We start from the raw sequence: 16,273 nt of genomic DNA, 5'->3' as shown, positions 1-16,273 counted from the left end.
GGCTGAACTCCGGTCAGTTGGCGGCCGCGGAGGCGGTCGCGGTCGGGGCGGAGCTCGGCGGCTCGCCGGTGGCGACGCCCGTGGGCGGAGTGCCGGTGGGCCTCGAGGGCGGGGTGCCGATACCGCCCTGCGGCTGGGCGCCGCCGGGGCCGGAGTTCTGGGAACCGCGCGGGCCTCCGTTGCCGAACGGCAGCAGGGAGGACGGGGCCAGGGAGGTGCCCCAGCCCATGAAGGCGGCTCCGAGGACGACGGCGTACACAAGACAGCCGACCCCCATGAGGAGACCGATCCGGCGCAGCAGCTTGGACCTGCGCCCGGAGTTGTCAACGAACACGGGCCCCTCGGCGGAGGCGTCGTCACGTTTGCGGCTGCGACGGCTGCCGCGAGCGGCGGCACGGCTTTCGATGGCAGGCTCGGATTGCATTCCACGGATATTAGAGAGCCTTTATGTGGCACAAACTCTGTGCCGCTTGTGAGAGACCCATGAGAAACACGTGAACCTGTCTCTTCCCTGAGAGATCCCCGAATCTCCTGCGCGGCACCTGCTCATCATGGGAGGGTTGATTATCCCTTTTGGGCGGGTGGATATCACCTTTTGCGCGGTTACCTCCATGAACTGTCTGTGTGTCCACTGTTCCCGCGTGATCCGCCCACTTGTGAGACATTTCCATTTGGGAAACACGCTTTGTTTCCGTGCTGAGACAGAAATCACGAGAGCGGGTGCATACGCAATGAGGAGTTTCCTGATGCCGATGGCCGGGGTCACCTGCCTGTTTGCCCTGGCCGTTACAGGATGCTCCGCGGGGTCCGACAGCTCGTCGGACGCGACACCACCCGCGGAGAGCGAACAGGCGAACAGTCCCTCACCATCGCCCAGCGCCACATCGTCGAGTACCGGCACCTCCTACGCGCCCTACGTGAGCGCGGTGGAGGCCGACGACAACGACTCGGCGGGCTCGCCGACGGCGTACAACCTGGCGTTCGTCATCTCGAGCGGCAGCGGCTGTACGCCGAAGTGGAACGGTACGAACGCCATCGGCGACTCCGCCGTGAAGTCCCGTATCTCGGCGCTGACCGAGTCGGGCGCCACGGCACGCGTCTCCTTCGGCGGGGCCTCCGGCAAGGAGTTGGCGGCCACCTGTGACAGCGCGTCCGAACTCGCGGAGGCGTACGGCGAGGCGCTCGACGCGGCCGGCTCCACCCAGGCCGACTTCGACATCGAGGGCGACGAGCTGACCGACTCCGACTCGGTCGCCCTGCGTTCCCAGGCGATCGCGGCCCTCCAGGAGGAGCGCCCGGACCTCGAGGTGTCCTTCACCCTCCCGGTGATGCCCTCCGGGCTGGACGCCGACAGCCTGGCGCTGCTGGCGTCCGCGAACAAGTACGACGTCCAGGTCTCCACCGTCAACCTCATGACGATGAACTACGGCGAGTCGTACGCCGGCGACATGGGCGGGTACGCGATCACCTCGGCCACGGCCGCGCAGGCGCAGCTCAAGGAGGTGTTCGGGACGACGGACGCCGCCGCGTGGAAGGGGATGGCGCTCACCTCGATGATCGGCACCAACGACGTCGACAACGAGACGTTCTCGCTCTCGGACGCGGCACAGGTGCGGACGTTCGCCGAGGAGAAGGGCATCTCCTGGGTGTCGATGTGGTCGACGTTCCGCGACCAGCAGTGCGAGGACGGCTCCGCCACGGATGACGCGTTGACCAATTGCAGTGGCGTCGAACAGAGTTCAGGGGCGTTCGCCGAGGCGTTCTCGGAGTAGGGCCCGCGGCAGGACCCGGAAGGTCCGGTCGTGTGTCGGCTGCCGGTCCGTCGTAGCCGGTCGCGCAGTTCCCCGCGCCCCTGGGGGGCGGCTCGCCGCTCCGTCCCGGGGGAGACGATTCACCGCCTCCGGTACACCAGGCGGCCCTCGATCACCGTGGCCACGCAGGTTCCCGCGCCCCGGGTCGACAGGGCCGCCTCGTCGGGCACGTCGAAGACGGCGAAGCGGGCGGCGGAGCCGCGTTCCCTGGGCGGAGCGAACTCCACCGGCAGGCCGCAGGCGTACGGATCCAGCGAGGGCACCCCGCCGAGGTGCGGCGTCGCGGGCCGGCCCACGACCGCCAGGCCGGAGCGGGCCACGGCGTCCCGCACCGCGCGTCGGCGCAGTTCCCCGCAGGCCACCGCGACCGTGCCGTGGGCCAGCATGCGCTGCACCCCGCGCCGGGCGCTCGCGCCCCAGCGGGCGTCGTCCGGGGCCAGTGCCGTGAGCGCGTCCCCGGTCAGCGGCTCGGCGCCCAGCTCTTCGGCCTCGCGCGGGTCGGGGTGGTAGGCCCCCTCCAGCAACTCCGTGCCGTGCGGGTTGACGAGACCGGGCGTCAGGATGCCGGGCCACTGGCGCACCCGCGCCGACGGATACGCGGCGACGAGCTGCTCCAGCGGACCGGTCTCGGCGATCCGGGCGCCCTCGACGGCGAGGGCCCGGCCCCTGGAGTCGGCGTGAATCGTCAGCAAGGGAGCCCTAGTTGGACTAGTTGGAGGCGAGGAGCTTCAGTTCGGGGTGGGCGGTGCCGCCGGCGATCGCGGTCGACGAGATGTGGGACATGACCCGCTCGTCCACCGGGTCGTTCGCCGGGTCGTCGTGCACGAGGAGGTGCTCGTACGTCGTCGCGCGCTGGGCCGGGACCCGGCCCGCCTTCCGGATCAGGTCGATGATCTCGAGGCGGTTGGAGCGGTGCTTGGCGCCGGCCGAGGAGACGACGTTCTCCTCCAGCATGATCGAGCCGAGGTCGTCCGCGCCGTAGTGCAGGGAGAGTTGGCCGACCTCCTTGCCCGTCGTCAGCCACGAGCCCTGGATGTGCCGGACGTTGTCGAAGAACAGCCGGGCGATCGCGATCATCCGCAGGTACTCGAAGAGCGTCGTCTGGGTGCGGCCCTTCAGATGGTTGTTCTCGGGCTGGTACGTGTACGGGATGAAGGCCCGGAAGCCGCCCGTCCGGTCCTGCACGTCACGGATCATCCGCAGGTGCTCGATACGCTCGGCGTTGGTCTCGCCGGTGCCCATCAGCATGGTGGACGTCGACTCGACGCCCAGCCCGTGCGCGGTCTCCATGATCTCCAGCCAGCGCTCGCCGGACTCCTTGAGCGGGGCGATGGCCTTGCGGGGACGGGCGGGGAGCAGCTCGGCGCCGGCGCCGGCGAAGGAGTCGAGGCCGGCGGCGTGGATACGGGTGATGGCCTCCTCGACGGACACCTTCGAGATCCGCGCCATGTGCTCGACCTCGGACGCTCCCAGCGAGTGGATCACCAGCTGCGGGAACGCCTCCTTGATGGCGGCGAAATGCTGCTCGTAGTACTCCACCCCGAAGTCCGGGTGGTGCCCGCCCTGGAACATGATCTGCGTGCCGCCGAGCTCGACGGTCTCGGCGCACCGGCGCAGGATGTCGTCGAGGTCGCGCGTCCAGCCCTTGGCCTTGTCCTTGGGGGCCGCGTAGAAGGCGCAGAACTTGCACGCCGTGACGCACACGTTGGTGTAGTTGATGTTCCGCTCGATGATGTACGTGGCGATGTGCTCGGTGCCCGCGTACATACGGCGGCGTACGGCGTCGGCGGCGGCGCCGAGCGCGTGCAGGGGGGCGTCGCGGTAGAGGTCGAGGGCCTCTTCCGGGGTGATCCGCCCGCCGTCCGCGGCACGGTCGAGCACGGACTGGAGGTCGGCCTTCTCGGGCACCGGAGCGTCCCTTTCGTCAAGGGTTGTGGGCGGACCGAACCAGCCTACGCCAGCGGTACCGGCAGCCGGACGTCAGGCCGCGTACGCACCGATCAGCAGCCCGGCGAAAGTCCCGGCGAGCATGAACGGCCCGAAGGCGATCGTCGTCTTGCGGCCGGCCCGTCCCACGACGGCCAGGGCGCCGCCGTACAGCGCCCCGAGCAGGAACGCGGCGAACATGCCCAGCATGACCGTCGCCCAGCCGTACCAGCCGAGGACGGCACCCATCGAGAGCGCCAGTTTCACGTCGCCGTAGGCCATGCCGCCGGGGTTGACGAGATGCAGCGCGAGATATCCGGCGCCGAGGGCGAGCGCGCCCAGCAGGGCCGTCGTCCAGTCGCCGGCGTGCTCGGGCAGCAGCGCGGCCGGGCCCAGCAGGACGAGGGCGGCGGCCGCGAGCGGGAGAGTGAGCGGATCGGGCAGTCGGCGCACCCGCAGGTCGACGGCGGCCAGCAGCACCCCGACCGGCGCGAGCAGCAGCCAGACGACGAGCTCGGGCCGGACACCGGTCGCGGCGGCGAGCGCGGCACAGACGACAGCGGTGAGCAGGGGAAGACCGACGGCACCGGGCGCGTAGGAAGCAGCGCAGCGGCCGCACCTCGCTCGTCCGAGCCACCCCCGGATCGGATGGCCGTCCGGGCAGGTCGTCCGCCAGCCGTCGGCCCTCTCCTCCCACGGCACGGAGAACCGGTGGACGGGCCGCGGCAGCAGCGCCCCCGCGATGGCGCCCCAGAGCGCTGCGACGGTGATCAGCGCCAGGTCGTCGGGAGGTGTGGTCATCGGCAGAGATCCTGGGGACCGTGACATGGCCTCATGAAGACCTCGCCGCCCTGCTCCTGCCCTTGCCCTTCTTGCGCAGCCTCCTCATCCGGGCCCGCTCCTCCGCGCGGCGCGCCGCGGTCACCGTGCCGCGCCGGCGGTACCAGAGCCCGCCGAGCAGTGCGGCCGTGGCCGCGTAGGCGAGGAACGCGCTGCCCGTGCCCGGGATGTACGCGCACATCGTCGCGCCCGAGCGGCAGTTGCGGCCGGGCAGGGCGCCGAGGACGTACATCAGCGCGCCGAACGCCACCGTCCAGCAGGCCGCTCCCCCGATCGCGAGCCCGACCCGCGCCGGGCCGACGCGACCGCGGTTCCGGTCCGGGTTCCGGTCCGGGTTCCGGTTCCGTTCCGGGGAGGAGAACCACGCGCCACCGACCCAGCCGGCCACGGACAGCAGCCCGAGCACCGCGCCGGCCGTCCAGCCGCCGCCGGGCAGGTCCACCAGGGCCGGTGCCGTCGCGCGCACGAACCACCTCCACAGGCCCATGGCGAACAGCAGGACGGCGAGGAGGGCCGCGAGAATGAGGACGCCCGCGGCGACACCCCAGCCGGCCCGGGCCCGGGACCGGTTCACTGCTCGACCTTCGACATGCGCGCCACCGGATTGCCCTCCGCCGTGCTGTCCGAGGCGTACGTCAGGTCGTCGCCGGTCGGGGTGAGCCGGATCGTGTGGGGCTCGGGATTGCAGCCGCTGTGGTTGCTCTTGGCCCCGACCGAGGTGGCGACGACGTCCTTGTCGGTCACCTGCTTCAGCGTCAGGACGTCGAGACAGCTGCCGCCGAGCACATCGGTCTGCCGCAGCTCCCCCAACTTGTCGCCCACGTCGGCCTGTTGGACCGTCACCCGGAAGGTGCCCATCGGCAGCGTGCCGCCGAGACCACTGCCCTCGCCCTCCCAGGTGCCGACATAGCGGGCCGGGAGCGCGGTGGGCGCCTGCGAGGCGGCCGGGCCGGAGCTCGAACCGTCCGCCGGCGCCGAGGAGTAGGCGTCGCTGCCGGAGGCGTCGTTGCGGTCGTCGTCGCCCGGCAGCATGCGGAACAGGAACACCGACCCGACGGTGACCGCCGCCATCGCCCCCGCGACCGCCAGCGCGACGGTGCAGCTCAGCCGCCGCCCGCGCCCGCCCTCCCCAGGAGCCGCGGTGGCGGCCACGGTGACGGAGACCTTGCCCGGCCGGTCCGTGCCGACGGCCGCCGGCTCGACGTCCCTCGGCTCGGGGACGCGACGCGACTCGTCGGCCGGGGTGGCGGCACCCCCGCCCATCACCGGTGGCGGCCCGAACTCGCCCAACGACACCGCCGGCTCCCCGAACGACACCGCCGGCTTCCCCGAGGTCACCGCCGGACTGCTGAACCCCACCGGCCCGGACGCGACCGGTTCCACCCCGGCCCCCGTCCCCTCCAGGTTCAGCAGCTGTACCGCGCTCCGCCCCAGCTGCTCCACCAGCGCACCCGGCAGCCACCCGCCCGCCACCAGCCGGGCGGCGCCCTCGGGGGCGAGCCGCCGGGCCACCTCGGCGGGGGCCGGCCGGGCGGTCGGGTCCTTGGACAGACAGGCCTCGACCACCGCCCGGAGTTCGCCCCGCAGCCCGCTCTCCGGCTCGCCCAGCTCGGGCTGCTCGTGGACGACCTTGTAGAGGAGGGCGGCCGAGGAGTCCCCGGGGAACGGGGGCCGCCCGGTCGCCGCGTACGCCAACACCGCGCCGAGGGAGAAGACGTCGGCCGCGCCGGACGCGACCTTGCCGAGGATCTGCTCGGGGGCCATGTAGCCGGGCGAGCCGACCGAGACGCCGGTCGAGGTGAGCGACGCCGTGCCGTCGGTCGCCCGGGCGATGCCGAAGTCGATGAGCAGCGGACCGTCCACCGTCAGCAGGACGTTGGACGGCTTCACGTCCCGGTGCACCAGGCCCAGTTCGTGCACGGTCGCCAGTGCCTCGGCCAGGCCCGCGCCCAGCACCCGTACGGAGTGCTCGGGCAGCGGTCCGCCGCCGGAGGTGACCGCCGCGGCGAGGGACGGGCCGGCCGCGTAGCCCGTGGCGACCCATGGCACCGTCGCCTCCGGATCGGCGTCCAGGACCGGCGAGGTCCACGCGCCGCCGACCCGCCGCGCGGCCTCGACCTCGCGCCGGAAGCGGGCGCGGAACTCCTCGTCGAGCGCGAGGTGCGGGTGCACGATCTTCACGGCGACCGTGCGGCCGCCGGCGCTGCGGCCCAGGTAGACGCGGCCCATCCCGCCGGAGCCGAGGCGGCCGAGCAGCCGGTAGGGACCCACGGTCGTGGGTTCGTCGGCTCCGAGCGGCTGCATTGGACGTCCACCTCTCCCCCGAAAGGCGCCCCCGCGGGGCCCCATTGGACTCGGCAGCAGCGTAGTGCCGTGGCTACGGCCGGAGCAGCTCGACCTTCACGTCCGCCGGGAAGCCCGTCGTCGGGCCGACCCGGCGGGCGAACTCGGTCACGGCCTCCAGCTGGGGCCCGCCGAAGCGGAAGTCGAGGGTGGTGAAGTACTGCTCGAGCACGCGCTCGTCGAACTCCTCCCAGCGGGCCGCCTGCTCGGCGACCTTGCCGACCTCGTCGAGGGAGAGGTTGCGGGACTCGATGAAGGCCTCGTGGACCTGGCGGGTGATGACCGGCTCGCGCTCCAGGTACTCCCGGCGGGCCGCCCACACCGCGAAGACGAACGGCAGGCCGGTCCACTCCTTCCAGAGCGTCCCGAGGTCGTGCACCTCCAGGCCGAACTTCGGTCCGTCCAGCAGGTTGGCCCGCAGCGCCGCGTCTCCGATGAGTACGGCCGCCTCGGCGTCCTGCATCATCAGGCTGAGGTCGGGCGGGCAGGTGTAGTAGTCCGGCCGGACGCCGAAACGGTCCGCCAGCAGCAGCTGGGCGAGGCGCACGGAGGTGCGGGAGGTCGAGCCGAGGGCGACCCGGGCGCCGTCCAGCTCCTCCAACGGGACCTGGGAGACGATGACGCAGGACATCACCGGGCCGTCGCAGCCGACGGCGATGTCGGGGAAGGCGACCAGGTCGTCGGCGTTCTTGAGGAACTCGACGAGGGTGATGGGCCCGATGTCGAGGTCCCCCGACACCAGTCGCTCGCTGAGCTTCTCCGGGGTGTCCTTCGTCAGCTCGAAGTCGAGGAGCGTGCCGGTTCTCGCGAGCCCCCAGTAGAGGGGCAGGCAGTTGAGGAACTGGATGTGGCCGACGCGCGGCCGGGTGCGAGAATTGTCCACATCGCGAGGCTAGACCCCATCGGATACCGTGGGCACTCCACCCCCTCGGTCAACCTCTTCCGGGGATCTTCAAACATCCGGGTGACGTGATCTTGACCTCTATTGCTTTCGGCTGCCTGCATGCTAGGCTCGCCGCAAGTTGCAGTTTGGTTTCCCTTGCAGTACAGAGCCTGCGGAGCATGTAACCGCGGGCTCTCGTCGTTTTCAGACGTATGCAGTTGTGCGGCACTTGCTTTCACGCTTGCAGGGTTCTGGAGCAGGGCAACCCTTTGGGCCCAAGGAGGGCTTATGGCTACCGGAACCGTGAAGTGGTTCAACGCCGAAAAGGGCTTTGGCTTCATCGCCCAAGAAGGCGGCGGCCCCGACGTCTTCGTCCACTACTCCGCGATCAACGCGCAGGGTTTCCGCTCGCTCGAGGAGAACCAGCAGGTCTCCTTCGACGTGACGCAGGGCCCGAAGGGTCCCCAGGCGGAGAACGTCACCCCCGTCTGATCTTCAGAACCCTGAGATCGCAAGTCTGAGAGCAGTACCCAAGGAGCCCTGTGCCGCGGCACGGGGCTCCTGCCTTTGGTCCTGGCGACGGGGGTGGCGTAGAACCGCCCCCGTTGTCAGTGGCCGCTCCTAGGCTCACCGCCCATGACCGACACCACGGACCCCACCTCCGCCACGCCGGACTCCGTCGCCCTCGCCCCGGACTCCGCCTCCGCCTCCGCCACCCCCGGCTTCGTCGCCGCCACACGGACCTTCTACGACGCCATCGCCGAGGACTACGCCGAGCGCTACCGTGACGAGCTGGTGGCCAGGCCGCTGGAGCGGGCCGTGCTCACCGCGTACGCCGAGCTCGTCGGCGCCGGTGGCCGGGTGGCGGACCTCGGGTGCGGGCCCGGCCGGTCGACGGGGTTCCTGGCCTCGCGCGGGCTCGACATCTCCGGACTCGACCTGTCGGAGTCGATGCTGGCGGTCGCGCGGCGCGAGAACCCGAAGATCCGGTTCGAGCAGGGCTCGATGCTGGAGCTGGACTTCGCCGACGAGAGTCTGGCGGGGGTCGTCTCCTTCTACTCCTCCATCCACACCCCTGTGGACGAGCTGCCCGCCCTCTTCGCCGAGTTCCATCGCGTGCTCGTCCCCGGTGGGCATCTCCTTCTCGCCTTCCAGGTCGGCGACGAACCGCGCCACTACGACCGGCCGTGGGGCCACCCGGTAGCCATCGACTTCGAACGCCGCCGCCCCGAACGGATGGCCGAGCTGCTCACGGCGGCCGGTTTCGCGATGCTGTCGCGCACGGTGCGTGAGCGGGACGCAGACCTCGGCGAATCGACCCCGCAGGCCTTCCTGATCGCCCGCAGGCCGACCGCACCGGACGCCTGAGCACCGGGCGCAGCACCGGGCGTGGGGGGGGGCGGGCCCCGCAGCAATGAGCGGAGTTTGGGAAACTGGTGGGTATGGACATCGATCGCAGGAACAACGTCACGGTCACCGGCAACCCGCAGGGGCCCACGGTGGTGCTGGCGCATGGATTCGGCTGTGATCAGAACATGTGGCGACTCACCGTGCCCGCCCTGGCCGAGAAGTACCGGGTGGTGATGTTCGACTACGTGGGGTCGGGCCGCTCGGATCTGTCCGCGTTCTCGGAGGCCCGCTACAGCTCTCTCGACGGTTACGCGCGCGACGTGGTGGAGGTGTGCGAGGCGCTCGACCTGCGCGACGCGGTGTTCGTGGGGCACTCGGTCAGCGCGATGATCGGCGTGCTGGCCGCCGACCTGGCTCCGGAGCGCATCGGCGCGCTGGTGATGGTCGCCCCCTCTCCGCGTTACATCGACGACGAGGACTACCGGGGCGGGTTCACCGCGCCGGACATCGACGAGCTGCTGACCTCACTGGAGTCGAACTATCTGGGCTGGTCGGCGGCGATGGCACCGGTGATCATGGGGAACGCGGAGCGGCCCGAGCTCGGCGAGGAGCTGAAGAACAGTTTCTGCGCCACCGACCCGGACATGGCGCGCGTCTTCGCCCGGACCACGTTCCTGTCGGACTCGCGGGACGACCTGAAGAGCGTGCGGGTGCCGACGCTGGTGCTGGAGTGCACGCAGGACGCCATCGCGCCCCGGGAGGTCGGCGCCTTCGTCCACCGGGCGATCCCCGGCTCGACGCTGATCACTCTCGACGCCACCGGGCACTGCCCGCACCTGTCCGCGCCCGAGGCCACCAACGAGGCGATCACCGGCTTCCTGGCCGGGCTGCGGTGATGTGCCGGACCGGCCGGCAACCCGACCCGGCCGATCCCGACAACGGGAAGACCTCGGACGCGGCGTTCGCCGCGCTGCTGGAGGACAGCGCCGAGGACCTGTACGAGAGCGCGCCGTGCGGATACCTGTCCATGCTGATGGACGGCACCATCGCGAAGATCAACACCACGCTGCTGGGCTGGCTCGGTCTGGAGCGGGAGGCGGTGGTGGGCCGGATGCGGTTCACCGACCTGCTGACCGTGGGCGGCAAGCTGTACCACGAGACCCATTTCGCGCCGCTGCTGCGCATGCAGGGCGAGATCGGCGGCATCGCGCTCGAGATGAAGAAGGCCGACGGCGCCCGAATACCGGTGCTGGTCTCCTCGGTGGTCAAGTACGGCGGTGGCGGCGAGCCGCTGCTGATCCGCACCACCGTCTTCGACGCCCGGGACCGCCGCGCCTACGAGGAGGAGCTCCTGCGCGGCCGGAAGGCGGCCGAGGAGGCGCGCAGACAGGCGGAGGCCGACCGCGCCAGATTGCAGGAGGCCCTCGCGGTGCTCCAGCAGTCGCTGCTGCCCGCCACCCTGCCGCCGGTGCCCGGGGTGGAGACGGCCGCCCACTACTACACGGCCTCCCCCGACCGGCTCGGCGGCGACTTCTACGACGTCTTCCCGGTCGACGGCAAACGCTTCGCGTTCTTCCTCGGCGATGTGTGCGGCAAGGGTCCCCAGGCCGCCGCCGTCACCTCGCTGACCCGCTACACGCTGCGGGCGGCGGCGCTGCACGACTCCGACCCGGTCGCGGCCCTGTCGACCCTCAACAAGGTGCTGCACGAGCGGTACTCCGCCGGCGGTGATCCGCGCTACTGCACCGCCGTCTTCGGGGTTCTCGAACCCGACCCCGCGACCGGGCAGGTCGCCGTCCGCATCGCCTCGGGCGGCCATCCGCCGGTCCTCGTCCTGCGTGCCGACGGCACGGCCGACTTCCTGCCCACCCCGGGCGGTCTCCTGGTCGGCGTTCTGCCCGGCGCGCGCTTCGTCGCCGCCACCACGGTCCTCGCCCCCGGCGACACCCTGCTGCTCTACACCGACGGACTCACCGAGGCCCGTACCGGCGAAAACCGGGACAGCCTGTACGGCGACGAGGCCCTGCGCGCCTTCGCCGCCGAGCACGCCGGCCGGCCCCCGCAGGCCGTCATCGAGGCCCTGACCGGCCTGCTGGACGATTTCGGCGACGGCCTCGACGACGACACCGCCCTGCTCGCGCTCGGCGTCCCCGCCCCCACCCGCTACGCCGACGCCGACCCCGACCACGACCACGACCCGGCAACGAAGAGCACCCGATGAGCCCACTGAAGATCATCACCAGAGACACCGCGACCGGTCCCGTCCTGGAGATCCTCGGCGACCTCGACTATGTCCACGCCGGCCGGCTGCGTGACCTGCTCCCCACGCTCACCCTCCGGCCGGGCCAGCGTCTCGTCCTGGACCTGGCCGGCATGGACTTCTGCGACTCCAGCGGCATCACCGCGCTGATCGCCGCCCACGCCCACGCCCAGGCCGCCCACGCGGACATCGCGCTGGCCGCCGTTCCGGCCAACACCCTGCGCGTCCTGCGCATCGTCGGCCTCGACCAGATCTTCCCCCTCCACCCCGACAGCGAGACCGCCGCCCGAAGCACCCGCCCGAGCCGCTGATCGAGAGGCGGTGGGCCCGGCACAATGGGGCCATGATCGAGGTACCGCAGGCCTTCGCGAGCAGCACCGTCCAGCGGGAGGGGCAGCGCGGGGCGGGCTGGGTCGAGGGACTCCCCGCGCTGGTCGCCGAGTTGCTCGACCGCTGGGGCTGCGTGCCCGACGGTGACGTCGTGCACGGCGGCGTCGGGATCGTCGTACCCGTGCTGCGCCGGCCCGACCGGATCCCCGCCGTCATCAAGGTGTCCTTCCCGCACCCGGGCAACGTCCACGAACCCGACGCCTTCGCCGCCTGGAGCGGACAGGGGGCCGTACGGCTGTACGAGCGGGACGACGCGCGCTTCGCGATGCTGCTGGAGCGGGTAGGGGCATCGTCCCTCGCCGAGGTCGAGGACACCGAGGAGGTCGCCGTCGTCGCCGGGCGGATCAGCCGGCGGCTCGCCGTTCCCGCGCCAAACGGCCTGCCCCGGCTGAGCGACATGGCCGACGGATGGAAGCGGCAACTGCTCCTCGACCAGGCGGAGTTCGCCCAGGCCCTGCCCACCCGTACGGTCGACGTGGCCGTGGACACCGTACGAGAACTCGGGCGCGACCAGCCCGATCTGCTTGTCCACGGGGACCTGCACGCCAGTAACATCCTGCGCGCCGAACGTGAGCCGTGGCTCGCCGTCGATCCCAAGGGGTGGGCCGGGGATCCCGCGTACGACGGCGGCACCCTGCTCAAGCCGCTGATCTTCGGACACGTCGTGCGGCACGGCGAAGGAGACCTGCGCCGGGTCGCCCACCGCATCCTGGACCACTTCGCCGAGGCCGCCGGACTGGATCGCGAACGCACCCGCCGCTGGGCGCAGTTCCACCTCGTCCAGGCCGCGTTCCACGGACGGCACCACGGGTTCCGGGTCGCTCGCGAGGGGCCGCGCCTCGACCTCGTCACCCAGTTCGTGGACCGGCTGGCCGAGGCACTCACCCCGTATCGGCACCCGTCCCACCCCTAGAGTCCCCCGGCGAGGTCGAGGGCCGCGATGTATCCGAAGGTCATCGCGGGCCCGATCGTCGAACCCGCGCCCGCGTAGCTGTGCCCCATGACGGCGGCGCTGGCGTTCCCGGCGGCGTACAGGCCGGGAATCGTCGATCCGTCGGCGCGCAGCACGCGGGCCCGGGCGTCCGTGCGCAGGCCGCCCTTGGTGCCGAGGTCGCCGGGGACGATCCGGAAGGCGTAGTACGGGGGCAGCCACAGGGGCGCGAGGCAGGAGTTGGGGAGGACGGAGGGGTCCGTGTAGTAGTGGTCGTAGGCGCTGTCGCCGCGTTTGAAGTCGGTGTCCTTGCCCTTGAGGGCGAGGGAGTTGAAGCGGTCGACGGTGGAGCGGAGCGCGGCGGCCGGGACGCCGATCGAGGCGGCGAGGGCGTCGAGGCTCCAGGCCTTGCGCGCGGCTCCCGAGGTGTACCAGTCGTCGGGGAGCACGAAGGTCGGGGCGACGTCCTTGAAGAGGTACCGGTTGCGGTAGTTCTGGTCGACGACCAGCCACGCCGGGATGTCGGGGGCGGTGGGGTCCCGGTCGTACATCGTGTGGACCACGTCGCTGTAGGGGCCGGCCTCGTTGACGAAGCGGACACCGGCCTGGTTCACCAACAGGCCGCCGGGAAGGGTGCGTTCGGCGAGGCAGAAGTAGGGCTCGCCGGGGAGCGGGATCGCGGGTCCCCACCAGGCGTCGTCCATCAGCGCCAGCGCCCCGCCCGCGCGTTGACCGGCGCGTATGCCGTCCCCGGTGTTCTCCTTCGCCCCGACGGTCCACTCGGTACCGATCGGCTGCCGCTGGTACTGCGCCCGCATCGCCGCGTTGTGCTCGAACCCGCCCGAGCCGACGACGACACCCCGCCGGGCCCGTACGAGCCCGGGCACGCCGTCGCGCGTGACGACGGCCCCCGTCACCACTCCCCCCTCGACGTACAGGTCGGTGAGCGGGGTGTCCAGCCACACCGGCACCTGGGCGGCGAGCAGACCCGCGCGCAGGCCCGCGGCCAGCGACTGTCCCATGGTGAGCGGCTTCTGCCCGAGCAGGGCGGCCTTGGTCCCGCGCGCCAGACACTCGGTGGCGACGGCGGCCCCCTTGACGCTGACGGCGGACAGCGCCAGCCACTTGTAGTCCGCGCTGAACACGACCATGCCCGCCGGTACGGCCATGTACGGCGGGTTGAGGCGGGCGAGTTCGGCTCCGAGGAGATTGCCGTCCAGCTGGTCGGGCTCGACGGAGCGGCCGCCGGGCAGCCCGCCCGGCAACCCCGGGTAGTAGTCGCTGTACCCCTCCATCCAGCGGAAGCGCAGCGGACTGTTGGCCATGACGAAGGAGAGCATGGCGGGCCCGTGCGCGAGGAAGGCGGCCTGACGGTCGGCGGAGACGTCCGCCCCGACCACGGCGGCCAGATAGGCGGCCGCCTTCGCGGGCGTGTCCGGCACCCCGGCGGACAGGATGACGGAGTTGTTGGGGATCCAGATCCCGGCGCCCGAGCGGGCGGCGGACCCGCCGAACGTCGGTGCCTTCTCGACGACCACACAGCTGAGCCCACGCTTGGCGGCCGTCAGGGCGGCGGTCATCCCGGCCGCGCCGGAGCCGATGACGACGACGTCGTAGGTGCCGAGGAGGGGGAGGTCGGCGGCGGCCGCCTCCCGGCCGACGGCGGCCAGCGCCAGCCCGGCACCGGCTCCGGCGGAGACGCCGAGCACGGCCCTCCGGGAGGGAAGGCCGACATGTCTCACTGGGTCCGCGCTCGTGGTCATGGCCACTCCAGCCAGTTGGGGACGAATGGATGGATTCGGGTGCGGAGCCCGGAATGTCGCGCGACGGTCTTGTGAAGTCAAGGGCTGAGCGGTAGTTCCGCCCAGACCGTCTTGCCGATGTCCCGCTCCGCGACACCCCACGTGCGGGCCAGCACCCACACGAGGATCAGCCCCCGGCCGCCCTCCTCCTCCGGGTCCGTGACGATCCGCAGTTGCCGGTCCCCGCGGGCGTCACTCACCTCGACACGCAGCGTGTCCTCCGGGAGCAGCCGGAGCCGCAGCTCGAAGTCCCGGCCCGGGACGCGTCCGTGCGTGACGGCGTTGGCGGCGAGCTCCGCGACCACCTGCTGCGCGGCGTGGTTGGCGTCGCTGCCGTGCGGATGCCCCCAGGCGGTGAGCTGGTGACCCGTGAGGCGCCGGGCCAGCCGGGCGCCGCGCGGCGTCGCACTGAGGCGCAGGGTCAGTTCACCGAGCGGGGTGTCCCGGGTGGATTCCAGGGTCGATTCCCGGGTGGAGATCTGGGTGGAGATTTCGGAGTTCACCTGACTGAGCGTGGTCGGTTGTCCCTACCCTGACCAGGAGCGGCATGGCGACTCTGTGTAGTTGTACGGATGCGGTGGGGCAGACGTACGGGTCGTCGGCCGTGACCACGGAGGCGGGAGGGTGGTGGCGTACGTGACGGAGGACCGCAGGCCGCAGACACCGGCGGAGGCCGACGGGACGACAGGGCTGTTCACGGCCCTGGGCAAGATGCTGAAACTGCTGCGCGAGCGCAAGGGACTCACGCAGAAGGAGTTCGGGGAGCTGGTCGGGTACGGGCCGGACGCGATCTCCGCGATGGAGCGGGGGGTGCGGACGATTCGGCCCGAGGTGCTGGAGAAGGCGGATGAGCTGCTGGACGCCGGGGGCCTGTTCAAGGAGGCGATTCCCGAGGTCCGGGAGGCGATGAGCCGGGTGCGGACGCGGCATCCGGAGTGGTATCGGAGTTACGCGGCGCTGGAGGCGGAAGCCGTTGAGCTGCACTTCTATGCCAACCAAGGCGTGCCTGGCCTTCTACAGAGTGGGGACTACGCACGGGCGGTGTTCTCCCACCGGCGGCCGCTGCTCGACGAGCAGACCATCGAGAAGCGCATCGCCGACCGACTCTCCCGACAGCAGGTTTTCGACAAGTGGCCCGCCCCTATGTGCAGTTTCGTGCTGGAGGAAGTCGTCCTGGATCGGCCGATCGGAGGCCGGGCAGTGCGTGAGGCACAGTTGAAGCAGCTGCTCCGCATCGGCGTTTTGCGCAATGTGGAAATCCAGGTGATCCCAACCGGCATTGAGGACCACCCCAACATGGGGGGTGCGTTCAACCTTCTGACCCCACAGCGGCACCCGCAGGTGGCGTACACGGAGATCCAGGAATTTCCCCGCCTGATCACCGACCCCGAGGAGGTCCGGAAGATCGTGGACCGCTATGGAATGATCCGGGCCATGGCCTTCTCGCCCAAGGATTCCCGGGCGTTGATCGACAAAAAGCTGGGGGAGTTGTGAGCAGTCAAGACCTCAACTGGTTCAAGTCCAGCTACAGCGACGGTGGGGGCGGCGAGTGCATTGAAGTCGCCTACACCTGGCGCAAGTCGACGTACAGCGACGGCGAAGGCGGCGATTGCGTGGAAGTAGCCGTCTGCCCTCGGACCATCCACGTCCGTGATTCCAAGAACCCCGACGGCCCCCGCCTCTCCCTCGCGACCGGTGCCTGGGCCGAGTTCCTCGCGCACGCAGTGAAGTAGTCGC

The 16,273-nt window shown here is 71.2% G+C and carries 18 protein-coding genes; 9 read left to right on the top strand and 9 right to left on the bottom strand.

Annotated elements, in window-relative coordinates:
• Positions 1-13: 13 nt before the first annotated feature.
• Positions 14-424: a hypothetical protein gene (locus G9272_RS26250; RefSeq protein ID WP_171398829.1), complete on the bottom strand. Its 411-nt coding sequence runs from the start codon at positions 422-424 to the stop codon at positions 14-16.
• A gap of 307 nt (positions 425-731) precedes the next feature.
• Here G9272_RS26250 and G9272_RS26245 point away from each other — a divergent pair, with 307 nt between their 5' ends.
• Entirely contained in the window at positions 732-1,772 is a 1,041-nt protein-coding gene (locus G9272_RS26245; protein ID WP_171398828.1) for a chitinase, read from the top strand.
• 119 nt (positions 1,773-1,891) lie between these two features.
• Here the strand turns inward: G9272_RS26245 and G9272_RS26240 are convergent, their stop codons facing one another.
• From G9272_RS26240 to G9272_RS26215, 6 genes are all read right to left on the bottom strand, one after another.
• On the bottom strand, positions 1,892-2,503 hold the full coding sequence (locus G9272_RS26240) for an imidazolonepropionase-like domain-containing protein (RefSeq protein WP_171398827.1): 612 nt from the start codon (positions 2,501-2,503) through the stop codon (positions 1,892-1,894).
• 16 nt (positions 2,504-2,519) lie between these two features.
• On the bottom strand, positions 2,520-3,719 hold the full coding sequence (gene mqnC / locus G9272_RS26235; protein WP_171398826.1) for a cyclic dehypoxanthinyl futalosine synthase: 1,200 nt from the start codon (positions 3,717-3,719) through the stop codon (positions 2,520-2,522).
• A 72-nt stretch (positions 3,720-3,791) separates the two neighbouring features.
• Positions 3,792-4,538: a prepilin peptidase gene (locus G9272_RS26230; protein ID WP_171398825.1), complete on the bottom strand. Its 747-nt coding sequence runs from the start codon at positions 4,536-4,538 to the stop codon at positions 3,792-3,794.
• Between the two features lie 31 nt (positions 4,539-4,569).
• Positions 4,570-5,151, bottom strand: a complete 582-nt coding sequence (locus G9272_RS26225; RefSeq protein ID WP_171398824.1) for a hypothetical protein — start codon at positions 5,149-5,151, stop codon at positions 4,570-4,572.
• Positions 5,148-6,881 carry a serine/threonine-protein kinase gene (locus tag G9272_RS26220; RefSeq protein WP_171398823.1) on the bottom strand — a complete coding sequence of 578 codons (1,734 nt, stop codon included), beginning with the start codon at positions 6,879-6,881 and terminating at the stop codon, positions 5,148-5,150. The genes G9272_RS26225 and G9272_RS26220 overlap by 4 nt, the downstream gene beginning before the upstream one ends.
• Before the next feature lie 73 nt (positions 6,882-6,954).
• Positions 6,955-7,803 carry a menaquinone biosynthetic enzyme MqnA/MqnD family protein gene (locus G9272_RS26215; protein WP_171398822.1) on the bottom strand — a complete coding sequence of 283 codons (849 nt, stop codon included), beginning with the start codon at positions 7,801-7,803 and terminating at the stop codon, positions 6,955-6,957.
• Positions 7,804-8,091: 288 nt separating this feature from the next.
• Here G9272_RS26215 and G9272_RS26210 point away from each other — a divergent pair, with 288 nt between their 5' ends.
• From G9272_RS26210 to G9272_RS26185, 6 genes are all read left to right on the top strand, one after another.
• Positions 8,092-8,295 carry a cold-shock protein gene (locus G9272_RS26210; protein WP_003974443.1) on the top strand — a complete coding sequence of 68 codons (204 nt, stop codon included), beginning with the start codon at positions 8,092-8,094 and terminating at the stop codon, positions 8,293-8,295.
• 144 nt (positions 8,296-8,439) lie between these two features.
• Positions 8,440-9,171, top strand: coding sequence for a class I SAM-dependent methyltransferase (locus tag G9272_RS26205; RefSeq protein ID WP_171398821.1), 732 nt, complete (start codon positions 8,440-8,442; stop codon positions 9,169-9,171).
• Between the two features lie 74 nt (positions 9,172-9,245).
• On the top strand, positions 9,246-10,049 hold the full coding sequence (locus tag G9272_RS26200; RefSeq protein ID WP_171398820.1) for an alpha/beta fold hydrolase: 804 nt from the start codon (positions 9,246-9,248) through the stop codon (positions 10,047-10,049).
• Entirely contained in the window at positions 10,049-11,374 is a 1,326-nt protein-coding gene (locus G9272_RS26195; protein WP_171398819.1) for a PP2C family protein-serine/threonine phosphatase, read from the top strand. The genes G9272_RS26200 and G9272_RS26195 overlap by 1 nt, the downstream gene beginning before the upstream one ends.
• Entirely contained in the window at positions 11,371-11,724 is a 354-nt protein-coding gene (locus tag G9272_RS26190; protein WP_171398818.1) for an STAS domain-containing protein, read from the top strand. Before G9272_RS26195 ends, G9272_RS26190 begins: the two co-directional genes overlap by 4 nt.
• A 32-nt stretch (positions 11,725-11,756) precedes the next feature.
• The gene (locus G9272_RS26185; protein WP_171398817.1) at positions 11,757-12,716 is read left to right on the top strand and encodes an aminoglycoside phosphotransferase family protein; all 960 of its coding nucleotides are present in this window, start codon (positions 11,757-11,759) and stop codon (positions 12,714-12,716) included.
• Here the strand turns inward: G9272_RS26185 and kstD are convergent.
• On the bottom strand, positions 12,713-14,497 hold the full coding sequence (kstD, locus tag G9272_RS26180) for a 3-oxosteroid 1-dehydrogenase (protein WP_171398816.1): 1,785 nt from the start codon (positions 14,495-14,497) through the stop codon (positions 12,713-12,715). The two genes, G9272_RS26185 and kstD, sit on opposite strands and share 4 nt — an antisense overlap.
• A 77-nt stretch (positions 14,498-14,574) precedes the next feature.
• On the bottom strand, positions 14,575-14,994 hold the full coding sequence (locus G9272_RS26175) for an ATP-binding protein (RefSeq protein ID WP_171402180.1): 420 nt from the start codon (positions 14,992-14,994) through the stop codon (positions 14,575-14,577).
• A 166-nt stretch (positions 14,995-15,160) separates the two neighbouring features.
• Here G9272_RS26175 and G9272_RS26170 point away from each other — a divergent pair, with 166 nt between their 5' ends.
• Together G9272_RS26170 and G9272_RS26165 are read left to right on the top strand one after the other, a co-directional pair.
• Complete coding sequence (locus G9272_RS26170) at positions 15,161-16,030, top strand: helix-turn-helix domain-containing protein (RefSeq protein ID WP_171398815.1); 870 nt, start codon at positions 15,161-15,163, stop codon at positions 16,028-16,030.
• Positions 16,027-16,269: a DUF397 domain-containing protein gene (locus tag G9272_RS26165; RefSeq protein ID WP_171398814.1), complete on the top strand. Its 243-nt coding sequence runs from the start codon at positions 16,027-16,029 to the stop codon at positions 16,267-16,269. The genes G9272_RS26170 and G9272_RS26165 overlap by 4 nt, the downstream gene beginning before the upstream one ends.
• The last annotated feature ends 4 nt before the right edge of the window (positions 16,270-16,273 follow it).

This window comes from Streptomyces asoensis (genome assembly GCF_013085465.1).
GTDB lineage: Bacteria > Actinomycetota > Actinomycetes > Streptomycetales > Streptomycetaceae > Streptomyces > Streptomyces cacaoi_A.
The sequence above is the reverse complement of the archived record's forward strand: the minus strand, read 5'-3'. Positions and strand labels throughout refer to the sequence as shown.